This is a genomic window from Streptomyces sp. NPDC006368 (assembly GCF_040612535.1).
Lineage (GTDB): Bacteria > Actinomycetota > Actinomycetes > Streptomycetales > Streptomycetaceae > Streptomyces.
The window spans coordinates 301,274-323,997 of the sequence record NZ_JBEXQK010000003.1; the positions used below are offsets into that span (position 1 = coordinate 301,274).

General features: G+C 71.5%; 21 protein-coding genes. 12 read left to right on the forward strand and 9 right to left on the reverse strand.

Annotation, left to right across the window (positions count from 1 at the left end):
* Positions 1 to 30: 30 nt before the first annotated feature.
* Positions 31 to 1,437 carry a CoA transferase gene (locus ABZZ38_RS04890; protein ID WP_356735787.1) on the reverse strand — a complete coding sequence of 469 codons (1,407 nt, stop codon included), beginning with the start codon at positions 1,435 to 1,437 and terminating at the stop codon, positions 31 to 33.
* A gap of 42 nt (positions 1,438 to 1,479) precedes the next feature.
* Positions 1,480 to 3,066, reverse strand: a complete 1,587-nt coding sequence (locus tag ABZZ38_RS04895) for a S8 family serine peptidase (protein WP_356735789.1) — start codon at positions 3,064 to 3,066, stop codon at positions 1,480 to 1,482.
* 281 nt (positions 3,067 to 3,347) lie between these two features.
* Between ABZZ38_RS04895 and ABZZ38_RS04900 the strand changes: the two genes are divergently transcribed.
* From ABZZ38_RS04900 to moaA, 3 genes are all read left to right on the forward strand, one after another.
* Entirely contained in the window at positions 3,348 to 3,713 is a 366-nt protein-coding gene (locus ABZZ38_RS04900) for a DUF485 domain-containing protein (RefSeq protein WP_356735791.1), read from the forward strand.
* Entirely contained in the window at positions 3,710 to 5,341 is a 1,632-nt protein-coding gene (locus tag ABZZ38_RS04905) for a cation acetate symporter (RefSeq protein ID WP_356735793.1), read from the forward strand. The genes ABZZ38_RS04900 and ABZZ38_RS04905 overlap by 4 nt, the downstream gene beginning before the upstream one ends.
* A gap of 300 nt (positions 5,342 to 5,641) precedes the next feature.
* Positions 5,642 to 6,631, forward strand: a complete 990-nt coding sequence (gene moaA, locus ABZZ38_RS04910; RefSeq protein WP_356735795.1) for a GTP 3',8-cyclase MoaA — start codon at positions 5,642 to 5,644, stop codon at positions 6,629 to 6,631.
* A gap of 3 nt (positions 6,632 to 6,634) precedes the next feature.
* Here moaA and ABZZ38_RS04915 read toward each other — a convergent pair whose 3' ends face one another.
* Both ABZZ38_RS04915 and ABZZ38_RS04920 read right to left on the reverse strand, forming a co-directional pair.
* Positions 6,635 to 6,862 carry a hypothetical protein gene (locus tag ABZZ38_RS04915; protein WP_356735797.1) on the reverse strand — a complete coding sequence of 76 codons (228 nt, stop codon included), beginning with the start codon at positions 6,860 to 6,862 and terminating at the stop codon, positions 6,635 to 6,637.
* A 294-nt stretch (positions 6,863 to 7,156) separates the two neighbouring features.
* On the reverse strand, positions 7,157 to 7,588 hold the full coding sequence (locus tag ABZZ38_RS04920; protein ID WP_356735874.1) for a DUF3099 domain-containing protein: 432 nt from the start codon (positions 7,586 to 7,588) through the stop codon (positions 7,157 to 7,159).
* Between the two features lie 235 nt (positions 7,589 to 7,823).
* Between ABZZ38_RS04920 and ABZZ38_RS04925 the strand changes: the two genes are divergently transcribed.
* Positions 7,824 to 8,099 carry a GlsB/YeaQ/YmgE family stress response membrane protein gene (locus tag ABZZ38_RS04925; protein ID WP_356735799.1) on the forward strand — a complete coding sequence of 92 codons (276 nt, stop codon included), beginning with the start codon at positions 7,824 to 7,826 and terminating at the stop codon, positions 8,097 to 8,099.
* 142 nt (positions 8,100 to 8,241) lie between these two features.
* Here ABZZ38_RS04925 and tyrS read toward each other — a convergent pair whose 3' ends face one another.
* From tyrS to ABZZ38_RS04940, 3 genes are all read right to left on the reverse strand, one after another.
* A complete protein-coding gene (gene tyrS / locus ABZZ38_RS04930) occupies positions 8,242 to 9,507 on the reverse strand; it encodes a tyrosine--tRNA ligase (protein ID WP_356735801.1) in 1,266 nt (421 codons plus the stop codon).
* 70 nt (positions 9,508 to 9,577) lie between these two features.
* A complete protein-coding gene (locus ABZZ38_RS04935) occupies positions 9,578 to 10,969 on the reverse strand; it encodes a metallopeptidase TldD-related protein (RefSeq protein ID WP_356735803.1) in 1,392 nt (463 codons plus the stop codon).
* Positions 10,966 to 12,489, reverse strand: a complete 1,524-nt coding sequence (locus ABZZ38_RS04940) for a TldD/PmbA family protein (protein ID WP_356735805.1) — start codon at positions 12,487 to 12,489, stop codon at positions 10,966 to 10,968. The genes ABZZ38_RS04935 and ABZZ38_RS04940 overlap by 4 nt, the downstream gene beginning before the upstream one ends.
* A gap of 189 nt (positions 12,490 to 12,678) precedes the next feature.
* On the opposite strand from ABZZ38_RS04940, the gene fabG reads away from it, so the two are divergent.
* From fabG to ABZZ38_RS04955, 3 genes are all read left to right on the forward strand, one after another.
* Entirely contained in the window at positions 12,679 to 13,395 is a 717-nt protein-coding gene (gene fabG / locus ABZZ38_RS04945; protein WP_356735807.1) for a 3-oxoacyl-[acyl-carrier-protein] reductase, read from the forward strand.
* A 4-nt stretch (positions 13,396 to 13,399) separates the two neighbouring features.
* Positions 13,400 to 14,167: an enoyl-ACP reductase FabI gene (gene fabI, locus ABZZ38_RS04950; protein WP_356735809.1), complete on the forward strand. Its 768-nt coding sequence runs from the start codon at positions 13,400 to 13,402 to the stop codon at positions 14,165 to 14,167.
* A gap of 273 nt (positions 14,168 to 14,440) precedes the next feature.
* The gene (locus ABZZ38_RS04955) at positions 14,441 to 14,725 is read left to right on the forward strand and encodes a hypothetical protein (RefSeq protein ID WP_356735876.1); all 285 of its coding nucleotides are present in this window, start codon (positions 14,441 to 14,443) and stop codon (positions 14,723 to 14,725) included.
* Here ABZZ38_RS04955 and ABZZ38_RS04960 read toward each other — a convergent pair.
* Positions 14,704 to 15,387 carry a FadR/GntR family transcriptional regulator gene (locus ABZZ38_RS04960; RefSeq protein ID WP_356735811.1) on the reverse strand — a complete coding sequence of 228 codons (684 nt, stop codon included), beginning with the start codon at positions 15,385 to 15,387 and terminating at the stop codon, positions 14,704 to 14,706. The genes ABZZ38_RS04955 and ABZZ38_RS04960 overlap by 22 nt on opposite strands.
* Before the next feature lie 69 nt (positions 15,388 to 15,456).
* Between ABZZ38_RS04960 and ABZZ38_RS04965 the strand changes: the two genes are divergently transcribed.
* From ABZZ38_RS04965 to ABZZ38_RS04980, 4 genes are all read left to right on the forward strand, one after another.
* A complete protein-coding gene (locus ABZZ38_RS04965; protein WP_356735813.1) occupies positions 15,457 to 16,812 on the forward strand; it encodes an MFS transporter in 1,356 nt (451 codons plus the stop codon).
* A 17-nt stretch (positions 16,813 to 16,829) separates the two neighbouring features.
* Positions 16,830 to 16,952 carry an SGM_5486 family transporter-associated protein gene (locus ABZZ38_RS04970; RefSeq protein ID WP_356735815.1) on the forward strand — a complete coding sequence of 41 codons (123 nt, stop codon included), beginning with the start codon at positions 16,830 to 16,832 and terminating at the stop codon, positions 16,950 to 16,952.
* A gap of 158 nt (positions 16,953 to 17,110) precedes the next feature.
* Positions 17,111 to 17,311: a hypothetical protein gene (locus ABZZ38_RS04975; protein ID WP_356735817.1), complete on the forward strand. Its 201-nt coding sequence runs from the start codon at positions 17,111 to 17,113 to the stop codon at positions 17,309 to 17,311.
* Between the two features lie 82 nt (positions 17,312 to 17,393).
* The gene (locus ABZZ38_RS04980) at positions 17,394 to 17,912 is read left to right on the forward strand and encodes a histidine phosphatase family protein (protein WP_356735819.1); all 519 of its coding nucleotides are present in this window, start codon (positions 17,394 to 17,396) and stop codon (positions 17,910 to 17,912) included.
* A gap of 114 nt (positions 17,913 to 18,026) precedes the next feature.
* On the opposite strand, the gene serB is transcribed toward ABZZ38_RS04980, so the two are convergent.
* Positions 18,027 to 19,277, reverse strand: a complete 1,251-nt coding sequence (gene serB / locus ABZZ38_RS04985; protein ID WP_356735821.1) for a phosphoserine phosphatase SerB — start codon at positions 19,275 to 19,277, stop codon at positions 18,027 to 18,029.
* 729 nt (positions 19,278 to 20,006) lie between these two features.
* Here serB and ABZZ38_RS04990 point away from each other — a divergent pair.
* Positions 20,007 to 22,622: an FHA domain-containing protein gene (locus ABZZ38_RS04990; RefSeq protein ID WP_356735823.1), complete on the forward strand. Its 2,616-nt coding sequence runs from the start codon at positions 20,007 to 20,009 to the stop codon at positions 22,620 to 22,622.
* Positions 22,623 to 22,724: the final 102 nt, after the last annotated feature.

Consider the following 22,724-nt stretch of genomic DNA (forward strand, 5'->3'; position numbering starts at 1 on the left):
GCACCGCCGAAAGCCCTGACGCGGTGCTGGTCAGGCCCTGAGCCACTCGGCGCGGTCCGCGCCCCACAGCCCGGGCGGCCGGGACCAGTCCGCCGGGCCGCCCTCGTACGCCACCGGGGGCAGTGCGTACCGCAGACGTCCCATCGGGCTGTCCCGCTCCGCCAGCCGGTGCTCGGGGTGGTCCGGAGAGCGATCGTCCGGAGCGCCCGCCGCTGTCGGTGCGTCCGGGGCCCTGGTGAGGCCGTACATCAGCCAGTGGGCGGTCTGCGTCAGGGCGAGCCGGGTCAGCCACGTCCCGCCGGCGCGGTGTCGCTCGGTCAGCGCCCGCAGCACGGCCGCGGCCATCAAGTAGCCGGTGCCGTGGTCGAGGGCCTGCGCGGGGAGGGCGCCCGGCTCGTCGGCCGAGCCCTCCAGCGTGGCGATGCCCGTCGCCACCTGGACCAGGCTGTCGAAGCCGCGCCGCTCGTGCCAGGGGCCGTACCGGCCCCACGCCGAGACCTGCGCGACGACCAGGCCGGGGCGGCGCTCGGCCAGCGCCTCGGGGGCGAGTCCGAACCGGTCCAGCGCGCCGGGCCGGTAGCCGGTCACCACGACGTCGGCGTCCGCGAGCAACTTCTCGAACACCCGGTGGTCCGCGCCGCGCCCCAGGTCCAGGGTCGTGGACCGCTTGCCCAGCCCGGTGTCGTTGTGCGCCTCCTGACTCTCGGGCAGCTGCGGGGCGTCGACGCGCAGGACGTCCGCGCCCAGCAGGGCGAGGGTCCGCGTGGCGACCGGACCGGCCAGGACGCGCGTCAGGTCGAGCACCCGCAGCCCTGAGCAGGGCAGAGGCACGTCGTGGGGGGCCAGGGCCGGGGCGTCACCGATGCGCTCCAGGGTCAGCAGCGGCTGCCGCGCCACCAGGGCGCCCTGGGGGTGCGCGGCCCACTCCTCGGCCCCGCGTGCCGCGACGGCCAGCCCGCCCGCCGCGTACACGGTGTCCTCCACCGCCATGGCCGGCCGCGCGGCGATGGCGCGGGCCACCGCGTCCACCCCGGCGTCGTCCGGCAGGCCGAGCGCGGCGAGCAGCCGGGCGCGGTGGTGCGGGTAGTTGGCGTGGGTACGCACCCACCCGTCGGCCGCCCGCCAGAACCGCGACAGGGGTGCGAACGCCGTCCACGCCTGCCCGTCCAGCCGTACGAGCCGGTCGCTGCGGAAGGCCGTGGCGACCGCCCCGTCGTCGATCCGCACGCGCGGTACGGCACGGCCGCCGCGTACGGCGGTGAGCTCGGCCGCCGCCAGCGAGCACACGGCGACCGTGGCGCGGGCCAGCTCCATGACCGGTAGCCGCGCGGGCAGGCCGCCCGCCGGACCTCCGTACGAGATCCGGTCGAGCAGTGCGGGTTCGGCACCGAGTGCCATCCAGGCGGATGCCTCCGCCCCTGGCCGGAGAGGGGTCATCACCTCACTATGGCACCCAGTGTCACAGGGTGGAAGAGGTCGCTACTTCCGCACCGCGTCCAGGGCGTCGATCATGCCCCTGCCGTAGAACCCGTTCTTGTGCGGGCCGCCCTCACACACCGCGTCGGTCTTTCCGTCCTTGTCGATGTCGTACGGATCGGTGCACGCCATGTCGTCGGCCTGGGCGTACAGCAGCGCCTTCACCTCGGCGGGCGTGGCGTGCGGACGGGCCGACTTGATGAGCGCGGCGACACCGGCGGCGTGCGGGGCGGCCATCGACGTACCGCCCTTGTAGTTGTACGTGTGGCCGCCGACGAACGTCGTCGACAGGATCAGCCCGTTGGTGGCCGGCGCCTGCGGCGGCTGGTACCCCGTCCGGTCGCCGCCCGGCGCCGTGACGTCGACGACACCGAGGCCGTAGTTCGAGTACGACGCCTTCACGCGCTGCGCGCCCGTCGCCGAGACCGTGACGACACCCGGCAGCTGCGAGGGGATGTCCAGGCAGTCACGCGTGTTGATGACCCGCTCGACCGGTGTGGTGTCGTCCGGGCTGGTCTTGTCGGTGAGCGTCTCGGACGCCAGGTCGGTACGGGCGTTGCCGGCCGCGGCCACGTTCACCGCGCCCTTGCGCTCGGCGTAGCGGGCGGCGCGCGACACCGCCTCGACGAGCGCCTTCTGGTCGGCGTCCGTCTTGCAGTTGAACAGCCACGGGTCCGTGTAGTAGCTGTTGTTGGTCACGTCGACGCCGTGCTCCGCGGCCCACATGAAGCCACAGACGACCGCCTCCGTGTAGTACAGGCCGGTGGCGGGCTCCGCCACCTTGAGGCTGGAGACCTTCACCCCCGGGGCGACACCGGTGACACCGGTCCCGTTCTTCGCCGCGGCGATCGTGCCCGCGACGTGCATGCCGTGATCGCTCTCCTCGGCCACCGGCCGCCAGGCGTTGTCCTTCTGCACCGGCACTCCGCCCAGGCAACTGGCCGACGCCGCGCGGTCGAAGTTGGGCGCGATGTCCGGGTGGGTGTCGTCGATCCCCGAGTCGAGCACGGCGACCGTGACGCTCCGGCTGCCCAGGGTCCGCAGGTGCGCCTTGTCCGCCTTGATCGCGGGCAGGTCCCACTGCAGCGGCTGCAGGGGGTCGTCATCGGCGACCGACGCCGCGGCTTGCGCGGCCGCGGCCCGCGCCTCCGCGGCGGTCAGTGGCTTCTCCGTCGCGATGTCGTCGCTGGTCTGGGCCGCCAGCGGAGCGGTCCGCGTCGCACCGGCCGACTCCACGCCCCTCGCCGCCCGGATCTCCTTCGCGAAGCCCGGGTTTCCGGAGTGGACGACGATGACGCCTATCCGGTCGTACGCGATGACCACCGTGCCGCCGGCCCGGGCTATCGCCTTCTTCACCGAAGCGGCGGTGCCGTGCCCGCTTCGCACATTGACGACGTACGACATCGCGGGGCCGTCCGCGGCGGGAGCGACCGCTGCCGGTGCCTCCTGCGCCGATGTCTCCCGCGCGGGTGCTCCCTCCGCCGGAGCGGCCGAAGCCGCCCCCGCAGGGAACAGGCCGAGCGAGGCGGTGAGCGCCAGACCGGCGGGCAGCGCGCGTACACGCCCACGTCCGGATCCCAGATGAGCCATGGGTTCTCCACATCATCCGTGACAGCCGCCCGCACACCGGTGTGTGCGCGGGCGGGTACATGACGAGCGAAGCTATCGCCGATCATCCCGGCTCATCAATGAGTTGGCGCAGTTCGCCCCCCCCCGGGTCCTCCCCCGACCGGGGCCGCGAAGAAAAGACGGCCGAAGGTGAACCGCTTCGCCACGCTCTCCGTGACGTTGTCAGGGGAGGAGCATCACCGCTCCCCACCGTGAGGATTTCCTGTCCCTGCCCAGCTCATCCGCGTCGCGAGGAGTTATTCGTGGCTACCGAAGCACCGCCGCCCCCGGGCGGTACGGACACCAGCCCCATCCAGCCCACGACGGAGTCGTTCGTCGAGGCGCAGGGGAGCGCTGAATTCGGCGAACTGCGCCGCACGTACCGCTCCTTCGCCTTCCCCCTGACCGTCGCCTTCATCGCCTGGTACCTGCTCTACGTGCTGCTGTCCAACTACGCGGGCGGGTTCATGGGCACCAAGCTGTTCGGCAACATCAACGTGGCCCTGGCCCTGGGCCTCGCCCAATTCCTCACCACGTTCCTCATCGCCTGGTTCTACTCGCGGCACGCGGCCGAGAAGCTCGACCCCAAGGCGGAAGCCATCAAGTCCCGTATGGAGGCCGACCTATGAGCGCCGCTCACACCACCGTCCTGCTGGCGGCCGGGTCCGACGCCTCGGAACACCGGCCGCTGATCATCACCCTCTTCGCGTGCTTCGTCGTCGCGACCCTCTTCATCACCGTCTGGGCCGGCCGCCAGACCAAGAGCGCCGCCGACTTCTACGCGGGCGGCCGGCAGTTCACCGGCTTCCAGAACGGCCTCGCCATCTCCGGCGACTACATGTCCGCCGCGTCCTTCCTCGGCATCGCCGGCGCCATCGCCCTCTTCGGCTACGACGGTTTCCTGTACTCCATCGGCTTCCTCGTCGCCTGGCTCGTCGCCCTGCTCCTGGTCGCCGAACCACTGCGCAACTCCGGCCGCTTCACCATGGGCGACGTCCTGGCGTACCGCATGCGCCAGCGTCCCGTCCGCACCGCCGCGGGCACGTCGACCATCGTCGTGTCGATCTTCTACCTGCTGGCGCAGATGGCCGGTGCGGGCGTGCTCGTCTCGCTGCTGCTCGGCATCACCTCCGACGGCGGCAAGATCGCGATCGTCGCCCTCGTCGGCCTGCTGATGATCGTCTACGTCACCATCGGTGGCATGAAGGGCACCACCTGGGTCCAGATGGTCAAGGCCGTCCTGCTCATCGCGGGCACGCTGCTCATCACCTTCCTGGTGCTGCTGAAGTTCGACTTCAACATCTCCGACCTGCTCGGGAAGGCCGCCGAGAACAGCGGCAAGGGCGCGGCATTCCTGGAGCCCGGCCTCAAGTACGGCGCCACGGGCACCTCGAAGCTGGACTTCATCTCGCTCGGCATCGCCCTGGTCCTCGGCACCGCCGGCCTGCCGCACATCCTGATCCGCTTCTACACCGTGCCCACCGCCAAGGCTGCCCGTAAGTCCGTCAACTGGGCCATCGGCATCATCGGCGCCTTCTACCTGATGACCATCGCCCTCGGCTTCGGCGCCGCCGCGATCGTCGGCCCCGCCGACATCATCGCCTCCAACAAGGCGGGCAACACCGCCGCCCCGCTCCTCGCCCTGCACATCGGCGGAGTGGACTCGGCGGGGGGCGCGATCCTGCTCGCGGTGATCTCCGCCGTCGCCTTCGCGACCATCCTGGCCGTCGTCGCCGGCCTCACCCTCGCCTCCTCCTCGTCCTTCGCGCACGACATCTACGCCAATGTCATCCGCAGGGGACAGGCCACCGAGAAGGAGGAGGTCCGCGCCGCCCGCTGGGCGACCGTCTTCATCGGCGTCGTCTCCATCGCGCTGGGCGCGCTCGCCCGCGACCTGAACGTCGCCGGCCTCGTCGCACTGGCCTTCGCCGTGGCCGCCTCCGCCAACCTGCCGACGATCCTCTACAGCCTGTTCTGGAAGAGGTTCACCACCCAGGGCGCCCTGTGGTCCATCTACGGCGGCCTGATTGCCTCGGTGACGCTCGTGCTGTTCTCGCCGGTCGTCTCCTCCAAGCCCAGCTCGATGTTCCCGGACGCCGACTTCGCCTGGTTCCCGCTGGAGAATCCCGGCCTGGTCTCCATCCCCCTCGGCTTCCTGCTCGGCTGGCTGGGCTCCGTGCTCTCCAAGGAGGAGCCGGACAAGGGCAAGTACGCGGAGCTGGAGGTCAAGTCCCTCACCGGCGTCGGCGCGCACTGACGGCACGCGCTGACGGCCCGCGTGGACGGCGCGCGCTGACGGCCCGCACGGACGGGCGGCTCCACCGGGTCGCCCTCCGTGCCCCCACCGACCGCACCCAGCGACCGCACCCACCGACCGCACTCGGTCGGCAACCGTACGGAACCACACCACGGCCGCGTCGTAGATCCCTACGACGCGGCCCTGCCGCTCCTGTGGACAATGGCCCGTGTCGTTGTCGGAGGTGTCGCGTAGGCTCCCTGGTATACGGATCCCAGCGACCGCTGGTATACGGATCCCGGCAACCGGGGAGGGGGCCCAGTGCTCATCGACACCTACGGCCGTGTGGCGACCGACTTGCGGGTCTCGCTCACCGACCGGTGCAACCTGCGGTGCACGTACTGCATGCCCGAGGAGGGCCTGCAGTGGCTCGCCAAGCCCGACCTGCTGACCGTCGACGAGATCGTCCGCCTGATCCGCATCGCCGTCACCGACCTCGGCATCACCGAGGTCCGCTTCACCGGCGGCGAGCCGCTCCTGCGCCCCGGCCTGGTCTCCATCGTGGAGCGGTGCGCCGCCCTGGAGCCGCGCCCCAGGATGTCACTGACCACCAACGGCATCGGACTCAAGCGCACCGCGACCGCGCTCAAGGCCGCCGGCCTCGACCGGGTCAACGTCTCGCTCGACACCCTGCGGCCCGACGTCTTCAAGACCCTCACCCGCCGCGACCGCCACCAGGACGTACTGGACGGCCTCACCGCCGCCCGCGACGCCGGCCTCACCCCGGTCAAGGTCAACGCCGTGCTCATGCCCGGGCTCAACGACGACGAGGCCCCCGACCTGCTCGCCTGGGCCGTCGCCCATGACTACGAGCTGCGCTTCATCGAGCAGATGCCGCTCGACGCCCAGCACGGCTGGAAGCGCGACGGCATGATCACCGCCGGGGACATCCTGGAGTCGCTGCGCACCCGCTTCACGCTCACCCCCGAGGCGGACGAGGCACGCGGCTCGGCGCCCGCCGAGCGCTGGCTCGTCGACGGCGGACCGCACCGCGTGGGCGTCATCGCCTCCGTCACCCGCCCGTTCTGCCGGGCCTGCGACCGCACCCGGCTCACCGCCGACGGGCAGGTCCGCACCTGCCTGTTCGCCCGCGAGGAGACGGACCTGCGCGCCGCGCTGCGCTCGGACGCGCCGGACGAGGAGATCGCCCGGATATGGAAGGTCGCCATGTGGGGGAAGAAGGCCGGCTCCGGTCTCGATGATCCGAGCTTCCTGCAGCCCGACCGCCCGATGTCGGCGATCGGCGGCTGAGCCTCAGCGATCGCCGCCCGGACCCGAGCCCCACTCGGCGAGCGTCACCACGTCCTTCAGGAAGCCGCGCACGCCCAGGAACTGCGACAGGTGCTCCCGGTGCTCGTCGCAGGCCAGCCACGTCTTGCGCCGCTCCGGTGTGTGCAGCTTCGGATTGTTCCAGGCCAGCACCCACACAGCGGGCGCGCGGCAGCCCTTGGCGGAACAGATCGGAGGGGTCTCGTCGCTCACCACACGTCCCAACACGCAGCCACCACACACAGCACCGACACAACACCCCACACAAAGGCGACGCCGAGCAGCCACGGGGGGAGCTGCCCGGCGTCGGTCCGTCGCTCCGACGGGGGATGCGGAGCGCCTACGCAGTATGTCACGGAGACCCAGCTGTGGTGCACCGGAACGTCATGATTGATCTGAGCATTTCTTGAGCTTGGCGAGACTTCGACGGCGGCTCCGCAGCGCGCCGCCCGGCCGCGCCACGCCTCCGCGCAGCCGTGCCGGCGTCGCCCTCTCGGCGTCTTCGCGTCATCTCTGCTCGTACTGACGCGCCTGCCGCGGCGCCTGCTCCGGATCCTCCGTCCGCTCCCGCCCCTGCTCCGCCGCGGGTTCCGCTCGCCCCTCCGCCCGGGCCTGCGGCGCCTCCAGCATCGGCTGCACCGGGGTCGGGGTGACGATGAACGACTCGGGCGCGGCCGGCGCGCTCTCCCGTCCGGCGTTCGCGACCACCACCGCGACGTACGGCAGCACCGCCCCCAGGACCAGCGCCACGATCGCGACATGCCGCTCGACGTTCCACAGCGTGGCCGCCGCGATGACCGCCGCGGTCCGCACCAACATCGAGATCACATACCGCCGCTGCCGGGCCCGGACGTCGTCGGCCAAGCCCTGGCGGGCTCCGGTGATCCGGAAGACCTCGTCCTGACCGTGCTTCCGCATCGCGTTCCACCACCCGACCATCTCCACCGGACGCTCCCCGGACCGGATCTGCTCCCACGGTACGCCCGCCCCGCGCCCGATTCGAGAGAGGGCCCCCACCAGGGCACACGGACGCCGGCGTACCGCCCATGTCACCGCCCCTCACACCGCTCGGCACGCCCCTCGCACCGCCCGACATGCGCGGCGCGACCCGAGCCCGCACACTGTCGATGACCGCTCACGTAGATCTGTACCGCTATGCAGCGAGGAGGCAGCCATGGGCTGGTTGTGGGCAATTATCGTGGGACTCGTACTGGGCCTGCTGGCCAAGGCGATCCTGCCGGGCAAACAGCACAGCCCGCTGTGGCTGGCCACCATCTTCGGCATCCTCGGCGGAATCGTCGGCAATGCCCTCGCCCGGGCGTTCGGCATCGACGCCACCCCCGGAATCGACTGGGGCCGGCACGCCCTGCAGGTCGTGGCGGCGGTCGTCATCGTCGGCGTCGGAGACATGCTCTACATGGCCATGCGCCGCAACAAACAACGCGCCTGACCAGGCCGCACGGCACCGCGCACCGGCCGCACGGCACCGCGCACCCAGCGCGGAGGGAGGCGGCCCGGGTACCTCTTCCCCGTACCCGGGCCGCCTCCGACACGCCGTGCCGGCGGGGCCGGCCCGCACCCGGTTGGACCCGCTACGCGGCGACCTCGATCGCCGCCAGGTTCTTCTTGCCGCGGCGCAGCACCAGCCAGCGCCCGTGCAGCAGGTCATCGGCGGAGACCATTGCGTCCTCGGCGGTCACCTTGACGTTGTTCACGTACGCGCCGCCCTCCTTCACCGTGCGGCGGGCGGCCGACTTGCTCGGCGCCAGGCCGACCTCCGCGAAGAGGTCCACCACCTGGCCCAGCTCGGTGACCCGGGCGTGCGGCAGCTCCGAAAGCGCCGCGTCCAGCGTCGCCGCGTCCAGCTCACCGAGCTCGCCCTGGCCGAACAGCGCCTTCGACGCGGCGATCACCGCCGCGCACTGCGCGGCGCCGTGCACCAGCGTCGTCAGCTCCTCCGCCAGCGCGCGCTGCGCCGTACGGGCCTGGGGACGCTCCTCGGTGAGCTTCTCCAGCTCCTCGAGCTCCTCACGGCTCCTGAAGCTGAGAATGCGCATGTACCCCGAGACGTCCCGGTCGTCCACGTTCAGCCAGAACTGGTAGAACGCGTACGGCGTGGTCATCTCCGGGTCCAGCCAGACGGCCCCGCCCTCGGTCTTGCCGAACTTGGTGCCGTCCGCCTTGGTCATCAGCGGCGTCGCCAGCGCGTGCACCGTGGCGTCCGGCTCCAGCCGGTGGATGAGGTCCAGGCCGGCCGTCAGGTTGCCCCACTGGTCGCTGCCGCCCTGCTGGAGGACGCAGCCGTACCTCCGGTACAGCTCCAGGAAGTCCATGCCCTGGAGCAGCTGGTAGCTGAACTCGGTGTAGCTGATGCCCTGCTCCGACTCCAGGCGCCGGGCGACCGAGTCCTTGGTCAGCATCTTGTTGACTCGGAAGTGCTTGCCGATGTCGCGCAGGAACTCGATCGCGGTCAGGTTCGCGGTCCAGTCCAGGTTGTTCACCATGATCGCGGCGTTCTCGCCCTCGAAGGACAGGAACGGCTCGATCTGCTCCCGCAGCCGGGTCACCCACCGCGCGACCGTCTCCGGGTCGTTCAAAGTGCGCTCCGCGGTCGGGCGCGGGTCACCGATCTGACCCGTCGCCCCGCCCACCAGCGCCAGCGGCCGGTGCCCGGCCTGCTGGAGCCGGCGGACGGTGAGCACCTGCACCAGGTGCCCGACGTGCAGGCTGGCCGCGGTCGGGTCGAAGCCGCAATAGAACGTGATCGGACCGTCCGCGAGCGCCTTGCGCAGGGCGTCCTCGTCGGTGGACTGGGCGAACAGCCCGCGCCACTTCAGCTCGTCGACGATGTCCGTCACGATCTCGTGTCTCCTTGATCGGTTCTCGGTCCGGGGCCCTGGCCAGGGCCCGGGCCAGTCTATGCGGGGGTCACACGCCGCGGCTGACCGAACTCATGTTGAAGTCCGGCACCCGCAGCGGGGGCATGGCGGCCCTGGTGAACCAGTCGCCCCACTCGCGCGGCAGCGTCTTCTCCGTCCGGCCTGCCTCGGTCGCCCGGGACAGCAGGTCCACCGGCGACTCGTTGAAGCGGAAGTTGTTCACCTCGCCGACGACCTCGCCGTCCTCGACCAGGTACACGCCGTCCCGGGTCAGCCCCGTCAGCAGCAGCGTCGCCGGGTCGACCTCGCGGATGTACCAGAGGCAGGTCAGCAGCAGCCCGCGCCCCGTGGAGGCGACCATCTCCTCCAGCGACAGCTCCCCACCGCCGTCCAGCACCAGGTTGCCGATCACCGGAGCCACCGGCAACCGGGTAAGACCGGCGCTGTGCCGGGTGGTGGCCAGCCGCTCCAGGCGCCCCTCGCGCATCCAGTCGGTCGGCGCCAGCGGCAGCCCGTTGTCGAACACCGAGGAGTCGTCGCCCGAGGAGTGCGCGATCACGAACGGCGCCGACTCCAGACCCGGCTCGTTCGGGTCGCTGCGCAGCGTCAGCCCCAGCGGCGACAGCGTCTCGCCGACCCGGGTGCCGCCGCCGGGCTTGGAGAAGACGGTGCGCCCCTCCGCCGCGTCCCGGCCCGCCGACGACCACAGCTGGTAGATCAGCAGGTCCGCCACCGCGGTCGGCGGCAGCAGCGTCTCGTACCGCCCGGCGGGCAGCTCGATCCGGCGCTCCGCCCAGCCCAGCCGCCGCGCCAGCTCCGCGTCCAGCGCCGTCGGGTCCACGTCCTTGAAGTCCCGGGTGGAGCGCCCCGCCCACGCCGAGCGCGTCCGGTCCGGCGACTTGGCGTTGAGCTCCAGCGTTCCCGACGGCTGGTCGTGGCGCAGCCGCAGCCCCGTCGACGTACCGAGATACGTCGACGTCAGCTCGTGGTTCGCGAACCCGTACAGCTCGCGCCCCCCGGCGCGGGCCCGCCCGAACGCCTCGCCCAGGGCGGGCGCGAAGTCCGCGAAGACCGCCGACGACGTCTCGGCCGGCGCGTCAGCGAAGTCCGGCGACGCCTCCCCGCCGGACACCAGCGGCTGGGCGTCCTCGGCGGGACCGGCGGCCCGCGCCGCGGCCTCGGCGGCCCGCACGAGGGGCTCCAGCTCGTCGACGGTGACCGCCGACCGCGACACCACACCCGACGCGGTGCCCTCGGCGCCGTCGACGGTGGCGACGACGGTCAGGGTCCGTCCCCGGGTCACGCCGTTGGTCGTGAGCGCGTTGCCCGCCCAGCGCAGATTGGCGGAGGACTGCTCGTCCGCGATCACCACACAGCCGTCCGCGCGGGACAGCTCCAGGGCGCGCTCGACGATCTCGTACGGCTTGGCTACGCGGCTCATCGGCCACCCTCCTGCGCGGTGTTGAGGATGTTCACGCCCCGGAACAGGGCCGACGGGCAGCCGTGCGAGACCGCCGCGATCTGGCCCGGCTGGGCCTTGCCGCAGTTGAAAGCGCCACCCAGGACGTACGTCTGCGGGCCGCCGACCTTCTCCATCGAGCCCCAGAAGTCCGTCGTCGTCGCCTGGTACGCGACATCGCGCAGCTGGCCGGTCAGCCGCCCGTTCTCGATGCGGAAGAACCGCTGCCCGGTGAACTGGAAGTTGTACCGCTGCATGTCGATCGACCACGAGCGGTCGCCCACCACGTAGATGCCGCGCTCCACGCCGCCGATCAGGTCCTCCGTCGACAGTCCGCCCGGCTCCGGCCGGAGCGAGACGTTCGCCATCCGCTGCACCGGCACGTGCCCCGGCGAGTCGGCGAACGCGCACCCGTTGGACCGCCCGAGCCCCGTCAGCTTCGCGATCCGCCGGTCCAGCTGGTACCCGACCAGGATCCCGTCCTTCACCAGGTCCCAGCTCTGCGCCTCGACGCCCTCGTCGTCGTACCCGATGGTCGCGAGCCCGTGCTCGGCGGTCCGGTCACCCGTCACGTTCATGAGGGGTGAGCCGTACACCAGCTTGCCCAGCTGGTCGAAGGTGGCGAACGACGTGCCCGCGTACGCCGCCTCGTAACCCAGCGCCCGGTCCAGCTCCGTGGCGTGGCCGATCGACTCGTGAATGGTCAGCCACAGGTTCGACGGGTCGACGACCAGGTCGTACCTCCCCGCCTCCACGCTCGGCGCCCGCATCTTCTCGGCGAGCAGCTCCGGGATCCGCTCCAGCTCGCCGTCCCAGTCCCAGCCGGTGCCGGTCAGGTACTCCCAGCCGCGCCCCGCCGGCGGCGCGATGGTGCGCATCGAGTCGAACTCACCGGTCGTGCCGTCCACCGCGACCGCCGTCAGCTGCGGGTGCAGCCGCACGCGCTGCTGCGTGGTGACGGTCCCGGCCGTGTCCGCGTAGAACTTGTTCTCGTGAACGGTCAGCAGGGAGGCGTCCACATGCGCCACCCCGTCCGCGCGCAGCAGCCGCGCGCTCCACTCCGCCAGCAGCCCGCTCTTCTCCGCGTCGGGCACGGTGAAGGGGTCGATCTCGTACGAGGAGATCCACGTCCGGTCCGCGTGCACCGGCTCGTCGGCGAGCTCCACCCGCTCGTCCGACCCGGCCGCCGCGATCACCTGGGCCGACAGCTTCGCCATGGCCACGGCCTGCGAGGCGACCTTCGCCGCGGCGTCCATGGTCAGATCCACCCCGGACGCGAACCCCCACGCCCCGCCGTGCACCACCCGCACCGCGTATCCCAGGTCCGTGGTGTCGGACGACCCGGCGGGCTTGGCGTCCCGCAGCCGCCAGGAAGCGCTGCGCACACGCTCCAGCCGGAAGTCGGCGTGCTCGGCGCCCAGCGCCCGGGCCCTGGCGAGCGCCGCGTCGGCGAGCGCCCGCAGCGGCAGCGCCGTGAAGGCTTCGTCGATGGAATGAGGCACGAATTGTCTCCTGTCGTATGCGACCGGTCGCTCCCGATCATGTCGCGCCGCACTGCTCCGTGCCCAGTGCTTTCTGTAGGGATCCGACAGCGACTCACGTACGCCACTGTCAGGGACCGATTCCCTTTCCCCACGACCGGAACGATAGGTTTTCGGGGTACCACACCGTGCAAGGGAAAGGGTGATCCGTTGAGCCGCTCGGTTCTTGTCACCGGAGGAAACCGGGGCATCGGCCTCGCCATCGCCCGCGCCTTCGCCGAGGCCGGCGACAAGGTCGCGATCACGTACCGGTCCGGTGACCCGGCAGACCTCGCCGGGGAGGGCTTCCTCGCCGTGCGGTGCGACATCACCGACGCCGAGCAGGTGGAGCAGGCCTACAAGGAGATCGAGGAGAAGCACGGTCCCGTGGAGGTGCTGGTGGCCAACGCCGGCGTCACCAAGGACCAGCTGCTGATGCGGATGTCGGAGGACGATTTCACCTCCGTACTCGACACCAACCTCACCGGCACCTTCCGCGTCGTCAAGCGCGCCAACCGCGCCATGCTGCGCGCCAAGAAGGGCCGCGTCGTCCTCATCTCCTCCGTGGTCGGGCTGCTCGGCTCGGCCGGGCAGGCCAACTACGCCGCATCCAAGGCCGGGCTGGTCGGCTTCGCGCGCTCGCTCGCCCGTGAGCTGGGCTCGCGCAACATCACGTTCAATGTCGTCGCGCCCGGTTTCGTCGACACCGACATGACCAAGGCGCTGACCGAGGAACAGCGGAAGGGCATCGTCGCCCAGGTGCCGCTCGGCCGCTACGCGCAGCCCGAGGAGATCGCCTCCACGGTCCGGTTCCTCGCGTCCGACGACGCCTCGTACATCACTGGAGCCGTCATCCCGGTTGACGGCGGATTGGGCATGGGTCACTGATCATATGAGCGGAATTCTCGAGGGCAAGCGCGTCCTGATCACCGGTGTGCTGATGGAGTCGTCCATCGCCTTCCACACCGCCAAGGTGGCTCAGGAGCAGGGCGCCGAGGTCATCCTCACGGCCTTCCCGCGGCCCACCCTGACCGAGCGCATCGCCAGGAAGCTGCCCAGGCCCGCCAAGGTCATCGAGCTCGACGTCACCAACGACGAGCACCTGGCCCGCCTCGCCGACCTGGTCGGCGAGGAGCTCGGCAGCCTCGACGGCGTCGTCCACTCCATCGGTTTCGCGCCGCAGGACGCCCTCGGCGGCAACTTCCTCAACACGCCGTTCGAGTCCGTGGCCACCGCGATGCACGTCTCCGCCTTCTCGCTGAAGTCGCTGACGATGGCCTGCATGCCGCTGATGCAGAACGGCGGCTCGGTCGTCGGTCTGACCTTCGACGCGCAGTTCGCCTGGCCCCAGTACGACTGGATGGGTCCGGCCAAGGCCGCGCTGGAGGCCACCAGCCGTTACCTCGCCCGTGACCTGGGCAAGCAGAACATCCGCTGCAACCTGATCTCGGCCGGCCCGCTCGGCTCGATGGCCGCCAAGTCCATCCCGGGCTTCTCGGATCTGGCGAAGGTGTGGGACGAGCGCTCCCCGCTGCAGTGGGACATGTCCGACCCGGAGCCGGCCGGCCGCGGTGTGGTCGCGCTGCTCTCGGACTTCTTCCCGAAGACCACCGGCGAGATCGTCCACGTCGACGGCGGCGTGCACATCATGGGCGCCTGAGCCCTCGCACACAGCACGCGGGCGTCACGCACGCGACGTACGGTCACGGCCGCGCACTGTCCCCGGACGGTGCGCGGCCGTCCTGCGTCCCGCGACGTGCCGTGCGTCCCCCGAGTCGTAGAGTCACGGCGGGCACGGCACACTGGGTCAGAACGGACATTCGCGTCCGTGGCTCGGAACCCGGGGGTTGACCCCGGCGCCCGGGATGAACGGGGAGGAGGTGTGGCTGTGCGTACGAAGCACCTGGCCCTGGCGGCCGGCTCGGCCCTCCTGATGGGGCTCACGGTCAGCGCCCAGGCATACGCCGACGAGGAACGCGACGCGTACACGGCCTCATGCCGTACGTCGGTGAACGGATCCCGTGTCACCGCGTACTGCCACAACCCCTACCCCCACACGGATCGCGTCCAGCTGCACGTCGAGTGCGACCGGTGGTGGGACATCGACTCCGACAGCGCGCCCGTCGAGGTCGCCCCCACCGCCTACGCCGAGCTGACCGAGCGCTGCTGGAAAGAGGTACGCACCGCCTGGATCACTCACGAGTCCGTACCGGACTGACGCAGGCACACGAAGGGGTAACCCGCCGCCTCCGACGCCGCCGCGTCCGCGTCGCCCGCCCGGATCGCCTCCACCAGCCGCGCGTGGTCCATGTGGTTCTCCGGGCGCAGGTCCCCGCCCACGTCCTCACGCAGCCAGTCCCGTACGAGATGGCCCAGGTCGGCGTAGAGCTCGGTCAGGACGTCGTTGTGCGAGGCGGCCACCACCGCGAGGTGGAACGTCGAGTCCGCCGCCACGAACCGCTCCGCGTCGCCCTGCTCCCACGCCTCCTCGCGCCGCGCGAGCAGTGCGTCCAGCTGCCTCATGTCCCGGTCGGTGCGCCGTTCCGCGGCCAGCCGCGCGGCGGACGACTCCAGGGTGGAGCGCAGCTCGGCGATGTGCCGCGGGTCGGCGCCCGAGAAACGGCGGTGCATCACCCCGGCCAGCTCGCTGGTCGCGATCACATACGTCCCCGACCCCTGACGGATGTCCAGCAGGCCGTTGTGCGCCAGCGCCCGGACCGCCTCGCGGATCGTGTTGCGGGCCACGCCCAACTGCTCGACCAGCTCCGGTTCGGTGGGGATACGGGAGCCGACCGGCCACTCGCCCGACGTGATCTGGTTCCGCAGCTCGGCGATCACCTGATCGGAAAGCCCGGAGCGACGGGGTGAGCTGAGCGCCATGGTGCTCCTTGTCGTGCCGGTGGACGGCGGATTGGACAGCCAATCATCCCATGATTCTATGATGGGTGCATGTCCGACGAGCCGAAGACCCTCACCCAGACGCAGATTCCGGCCCCAACCCCCGCCCGGACACGCCCCTCGGACACGAGCGCCGACCCGGCCGAAGCGATACGGACGAGCGCCGGGCCCGTGCGCGCGCCCGCGGTCTGGCTCACCCGGCTCCTGATCCTCGGACTCGTCCTCGCCGCGCTCAACCTCCGCCCCGCGATCACCAGCCTCGGCGCCCTCCTCGAAGAGGTACGGGTCGGGCTGCACATGAGCGGCAGCGTGGCCGGCGTGCTCACCTCGGTACCGCCGCTGTGCTTCGCCGTCTTCGGGATCACCGCGCCCCGCCTCGCCCGCCGCTTCGGGCCCGCCACCGTCGTGTTCGCCGGCATGGCCGCCATCACGGCCGGCCTGGTCATCCGCCCCTTCACCGGCGGCACGGCCGCCTTCCTCGCCGCCAGCGCGCTGGCCCTCATGGGCATCGCCGTCAGCAACGTCCTCATGCCGGTGATCGTCAAGCGGTACTTCCCCGACCGCGTCGGCTCCATGACCGGCCTCTACTCGATGGCCCTGGCGCTCGGCACCTCCCTCGCGGCCGCCGCGACCGTCCCCGTCACCGACGCGCTGGGCGGCAGCTGGCGCGCCGGCCTCGGCGTGTGGGCCGCCCTCGCCGCCGTCGCGGCGCTGGCCTGGCTGCCGCTGGTACGCGACCGGGGGCGCCGCGACGCGACGTCGCCGACGGGCGCCACGGCCTCCGAGGGGGGAGCGTCCGGCGCCTCCGGCGGGCGCGAGAGCGCCGCCCCCCGGATCACCCGGAGCCGGACCGCCTGGGCGCTGGGCTGCTTCTTCGGGCTCCAGGCCACCGGCGCGTACATCACCATGGGCTGGATGCCGCAGATCTTCCGCGACGCGGGCGTCTCCGCCGGTACGGCCGGGGTGCTGCTCGCCGTCACCATGGTGATGGGCGTGCCGCTCGCGTTCGTCATCCCGCGGCTGGCCGGCCGGATGAAGAACCAGGGCCCCATCGTCGTCGCCCTCGCCCTCTGCGGACTCACCGGGTACGCCGGCCTCTTCTTCGCCCCCGCGAGCGGAGCGTGGCTCTGGGCGGTCCTGCTCGGCGTCTCGAACTGCGCCTTCCCGCTCGCCCTCACCATGATCGGCATGCGGTCGCGGACGGGCGGCGGTGTCGTGCGGCTCTCCGCCTTCGCCCAGAGCGTCGGCTACCTCATCTCCATCCCCGGACCGACGCTGGTCGGAGCCCTGTACCAGCACAGCGGCGGCTGGGGGACCCCGCTCGCCCTCATGGCCGGGCTGATGGTGCCGCAGATGATCGTCGGGATCGTCGCCGGACGGGACCGGACCATCGAGGACGAGATCTGAGGTGCGAGACTGGGGGCATGCAGCAGCCTGTGCTCGACCCGAACCCCCAGAACGGTCAGAAGAAGCTCCTCATCGTGCTCGGCGCGATGCTGGCGATCGGCGTGATCATCGGCATCATCGCGTCCGTCGTCTCGCCATGACCCCGCACGCGGGCGCCGGGGGAGGGGCAGGCGCCCCCATCCCCTAGGGGGCCGGCCTCAGGGTGAAGTGGGTGGATCACCGGATGGGCAAGCGGGGGCGATGATCCGTAGCGTCCGGGGTACATCGACCCACACCCCGGATCTCCACGGAGGCGACCATGGCGGCCCGTACGCACACCCGGACCCGGCCCCCGGGCGGCGTCGACGCCCGGCTGCCGTGGTGGGCGCTGGCCCTGCCCGTGCTCGCCTTCGCCGCCCTCCTTGTTTTCATCACCGGGGGCGGTGAGGCGCACGCGGCGGGTGGTGACCCGGCCGTCGGGCGGATCCTCGAACAGATCCGGCAGACCCTCTCGCGCTGACCGATCCCGGCCCTCACCTCTGCGGGGTCGGGGTGGTCAACACCCTGCGCCCGGTGGCGCGTTTCATGCGAAGCTGGTGAGCATGAGCGTCGATACACCCCGCAGGATCGTGCTACTCCGGCATGCGAAGGCCGACTGGCCCCAGGTGTCCGACCACGAGCGGCCGCTCGCCGACCGAGGCCGCATGGACGCGCCCGTGGCCGGCCGCCGGCTCGCCGAGACCGGAATCACCTTCGACCTGGCCCTCTGCTCGACCGCCGCCAGGACCCGCGAGACATGGAAGCTGGCGGTGCACGAGCTGCCCCGGCGCCCCAGGACCGTGTACGACGAGCGGCTGTACGATGCCTCTCTCGGCGACCTTCTCGCGCTGCTCAACGAGACCCCCGACGAGGTGAACGACCTCCTCGTCATCGGCCACAACCCCGGCATGCACGCCCTCGCCGACGCCCTCGCCGGCCGGGCCGAGGGCGACACCGTGGCCCGGATGAGCCGGGGCGGCTTCCCGACCGCGGCGTTCGCCGTGGTCGAGTTCAGCGGCTCCTGGAAGTCCGTGGAGCACGGCGTCGGCACACTGACCGGGTACTGGGCGCCGCACGAGTAGGTCTTCGGCTCTCTCCCGGCTCCGCACAGGGGAGGGCCCGGACACCGGACCGTTCGATCGGTCGGTGTCCGGGCCCTTTCCTGTTCACGTCTTCCCGTGCACGTCCCGCACTGCTCACGTCCTCCGCTGCCCGGCCGGCGGTCGCGGCCCGGGCGCGGTCTGGATCACCTCGGTGTCCGCCGCCTCGACCTCTTCGCGGGTGATGCCCAGCAGGTAGAGCACCGTGTCCAGGAACGGCACGTTCACCGCCGTGTCGGCGGCGCGGCGCACGACCGGCTTGGCGTTGAAGGCCACGCCCAGACCGGCCGCGTTCAGCATGTCCAGGTCGTTGGCTCCGTCACCGATGGCGACGGTCTGCGCGAGCGGTACGCCGGCCTCGGCGGCGAACCGGCGCAGCAGCCGCGCCTTCCCGGCCCTGTCGACGATCTCGCCGGTCACCCGCCCGGTCAGCTTGCCGTCCACGATCTCAAGCGTGTTGGCGGAGGCGAAATCGAGCCCGAGCCGCACCTGAAGGTCGTCCGTGACCTGGGTGAACCCGCCCGACACGACACCCACCTGGTACCCGAGCCGCTTGAGCGTACGGATCAGGGTGCGGGCACCCGGGGTCAGCCTGACCTCGGAGCGCACCTTGTCGACGACGGACGCGTCCAGTCCGGCGAGCAGCGCCACGCGCGCGTGCAGCGACTGCTCGAAGTCCAGCTCGCCCCGCATCGCCGCGGCGGTGACCTCGGCGACCTTGTCCTCGCAGCCGGCGTGCGCCGCGAAGAGCTCGATCACCTCGTCCTGGATGAGCGTCGAGTCCACGTCCATGACGACCAGCCGCTGGGCCCGGCGGTGCAGACCCGCCGACACGACCGCCACGTCGACCCCGATCTCGTGGGCCCGCGGCGCGAGGGCGGTGCGCAGCGGCTCCGTCTCCGTACCGGACACCGCGAACTCCACTGCCGTCACCGGGTACTTCGCCAGCCGGAAGATCCGGTCGATGTTCCCGCCCGTCGAGGTGATCGTGGCCGCTATGACCGCGGTGTCCTCCGCGGTCAGGGGGTGACCGAGCACGGTGACATGGGAGCGGCCGACGCCGCGCGGCCGGTTGTCACCCGTACCCGAGATGATCTCGGCCTGCAGCTTCAGCGACTCCGCCCAGCTGTGCACGGTGGCCCGCAGCTCACCCTCGGTGCTCACGGTGGGTTCGGTGACGAGCGCGCACAGGACGATGCGGCCACGGGTGACGACCTGCTCGATGTCGACGACGTCGACGGAGAAGGCGGCGAGGGTGTCGAACAGCCCGGCGGTGATCCCGGGCCGGTCCTTCCCGAAGATCTTGACGAGAAGGGTGGGTACGTCGGAGGTCTGCGATGCGCTCATGGTCCCTCCACCGTATCGGCCCACCCGCTCCCGAGCTCCCCCTGTCCCGCGTACCGGACACCCCCGGCGACGCGGCCCACCCGGCCTCGGGCCTCCACCCGGATTCGGGGCCCGCCGGGGCGCACCCGCCGGCGGACCGGCATGCCGCTTCCGGCGGGGCGACCCGGGGTGCGCCGCCGGGCCGGTCACGGCCGGCGACGGGCGGTCATGGGCATGGCGGCGCGTTTTCCGGCGCCCGCCGCCTCGGCGGGGGGCGGGCCCTTACGCTCCGGGCGCCCGTTCCCGCGCGGGCCGCCGTCTGCCGGGGAGAGCCGGTGGTGCGCCGTCACCCACCAGGACCGGGCGGGCCACGCCCGCGACCGAGGCCGGGATCACATCGCTCCACCGGACGCGGGGACCACCCTCACCCCCGTGCCCGCCCGCGTACACCCGGACCCCGCGTGGAGGGCGAAGGTGCCCCAAAGGCCCCCGGAAAGGCCCCGGAAAGGCCCGGCGCGGAAGCCGAGTTGCCCGAGCCGCGCACGATCCATCCGCACTCATGGTTGGTTGAGGGCTTCCGGATCCATTTGTCCTCCGCCCGCCGGCGCAGGGACGCAACGCCCCGCGCGGGCCTGCCCGCTGTCTTCACATCGCCCGACTTTCGAATACGGGACCGGGCCTGAAATAGTTCCCCACTGATGTTCACCATCCCTAGACTCCCCGCGACGGGGGTCACTCGGGGGACAACTAGTGGGGCATGGAGTGCCGGAACTCGTACTGGAATTGAACGGAAGGACCTGGACCCTCGATCCGTCCAGGTCGTACACCCTCGGCCGCGATCCGCAGGGTGACCTGGTGATCGACGACGCACGGGTCTCATGGCGGCATGCCACGATCAGCTGGGGCGGCCGCAGTTGGGTCATCGAGGACCACGGCTCCACCAACGGCACATACGTGCAGGGCCAGCGGATCCACCAGATGGAAATCGGCCCGGGGGCGGCCGTGCACCTGGGCAACGCCACGGACGGCCCGCGGCTGAATCTCACCGGTGCCGCGGCCGCGGCGGGGGCCGGAGCCGGCGCGTACAGCGCGCAGGCCGCCGGCGCTCAGGCCCCGCAGCCCCACGGCTGGCCGCAACAGCAGCCGCCCCAACAGCACGCGCCCCAGCAGCAGGTCCCGCACCAGCAGGCCCCGCAGCCTCACGGCTGGCCGCAGCAGCAACAGCCCCACGCGCAAGGCGGGCAGCACCCCCACGCCCAGGTCCCGCACCAGCAGTCCGGCCACGGCCCCGGGGCCGGCCCGGCCGAGCAGTACGCCCGGCAGGCGCAGGGCGCCGCCGCCCCGCCGGTCTACGGCGACCGCAGCCCGACCACCTTCCACCAGCTGGCCCTCGGCCGCGTGATGCGCATCGGTCGTGCGCTGGAGAACGAGCTGGTCGTCTCCGACCTCCAGGTCTCGCGCAACCACGCCGAGTTCCACGCGACGCCCGACGGCCGCTTCGAGATCCGCGACCTCGGGTCCCACAACGGCACGTACGTCAACGGCCAGCCGCTCGCCAAGTCCGGCACCGCCCTCATCGGCCCGAACGACATCGTCGGCGTCGGTCACTCGACCTTCCGGCTCGTCGGGGACCGCCTCGAGGAGTTCGTCGACACCGGTGAGGTCTCCTTCTCCGCCCGCCACCTCACCGTCACGGTCGACGGCGGCAAGCAGATCCTGAGGGACGTCTCCTTCGGTGTGCCGGAGAAGTCGCTCATCGCCGTCATCGGCCCCTCCGGTTCCGGCAAGTCCACGCTCCTCAAGGCGCTCACCGGTTACCGTCCCGCCAACCAGGGTGACGTCCTCTACGACAACCGGAACCTGTACAAGCAGTTCGCCGAGCTGCGTCAGCGCATCGGCCTGGTCCCGCAGGACGACATCCTGCACAAGGAACTGACCGTCCGTACCGCGCTCAAGTACGCGGCGAAGCTCCGCTTCCCCGCGGACACCACCGTGCAGGAGCGCGAGGCCCGCATCGACGAGGTCCTGCGCGAGCTCAAGCTGGACGTCCACAAGGAGAAGAAGGTCACCTCCCTCTCCGGCGGCCAGCGAAAGCGCGTCTCCGTCGCCCTGGAGCTGCTGACCAAGCCCTCGCTGATCTTCCTGGACGAGCCGACCTCCGGCCTCGACCCGGGCATGGACCGCGACGTCATGCAGCTGCTGCGTGGCCTGGCCGACGACGGCCGCACGGTCCTCGTCGTCACGCACTCCGTCGCCGAGCTCGCGCTCTGCGACAAGCTGCTCGTCATGGCCCCCGGCGGCTCGGTGGCGTACTTCGGCCCGCCGGAGGAGGCCCTCAACTTCTTCGGCTACGACACGTGGGCCGACGTCTTCTCCGCCTTCGAGAACTACCGCGACTACGACTGGGCGGGCCGCTGGAAGGGCTCGCAGCACTACCAGATGTACGCCGCGGACATCGACGCCGTCGCCCCGCAGTCCGTCCAGATGCCGCCGGCCCAGGCGATGCGCCCGCCGAAGCCGCAGGGCTGGGGCGCGCAGCTGTGGACCCTGATCCGCCGCTACACCTCGGTGATCGCGTCGGACAAGGGCTTCCTGGGCCTGATGGTGATCCTCCCGGCCGTCCTCGGCCTGGTCTCGGTCGTCATCCCGGCCGACTTCGGGCTCGCGCGGCCGAAGCCGCCGTCCCGCTTCAACGGCGACGCAGGCACGATCATGCTGATCCTCGCGGTCGGCATGTGCTTCTCGGGCGCCGCCAACTCCGTACGAGAGCTGATCAAGGAACGGGTCATCTACGAACGGGAGCGGGCCACCGGCCTGTCCCGCTCGGCGTACCTGATGTCCAAGGTGATCGTCCTCGGCGTGATCACGGCCATCCAGGGCGTCATCATCTGCGGCATCGGCTTCGCGACCCGCGAGCTCCCGGAGGAGGGCCTGATCATGCCGCCCGCCGTCGAGCTGTGCGTCGTGATCATCGCGCTCGGCTTCACGTCGATGATGTTCGGCCTCGTGATCTCGTCCCTGGTGAAGACCGCCGAGAAGACCATGCCGCTGCTGGTGATGTTCGCGATCGTCCAGGTCGTCTTCACCGGCATCCTCTTCCAGGTGTACGGCTCGCCGGGCCTGGAGCAGTTCGCCTGGCTGATGCCGTCCCGCTGGGCCATCGCGGGCGCGGGCTCGACGCTCGACCTCGCCCACCTGATGCCCCCGTGGGACCCGAAGGACCCGACCAACCTGGACCCGCTGTGGGACCACACCGCGGCCCAGTGGGGCGTGAACGTCTCCGTCCTGTTGCTCATCGGCATCGCCTGCGGCTTCGCCGTGGCGCGCCTGCTGCGCCGCCACGAGCCGGAGGTCATGCGCAAGTGACGCGCGCCGGAGCCGCACGCACGCGTGCGTGACGCGCGCCGGACGCGGACGAGGGCGGCACCCCGCGCAGGGGTGCCGCCCTTTCCGTCATCGTGGCGAGCG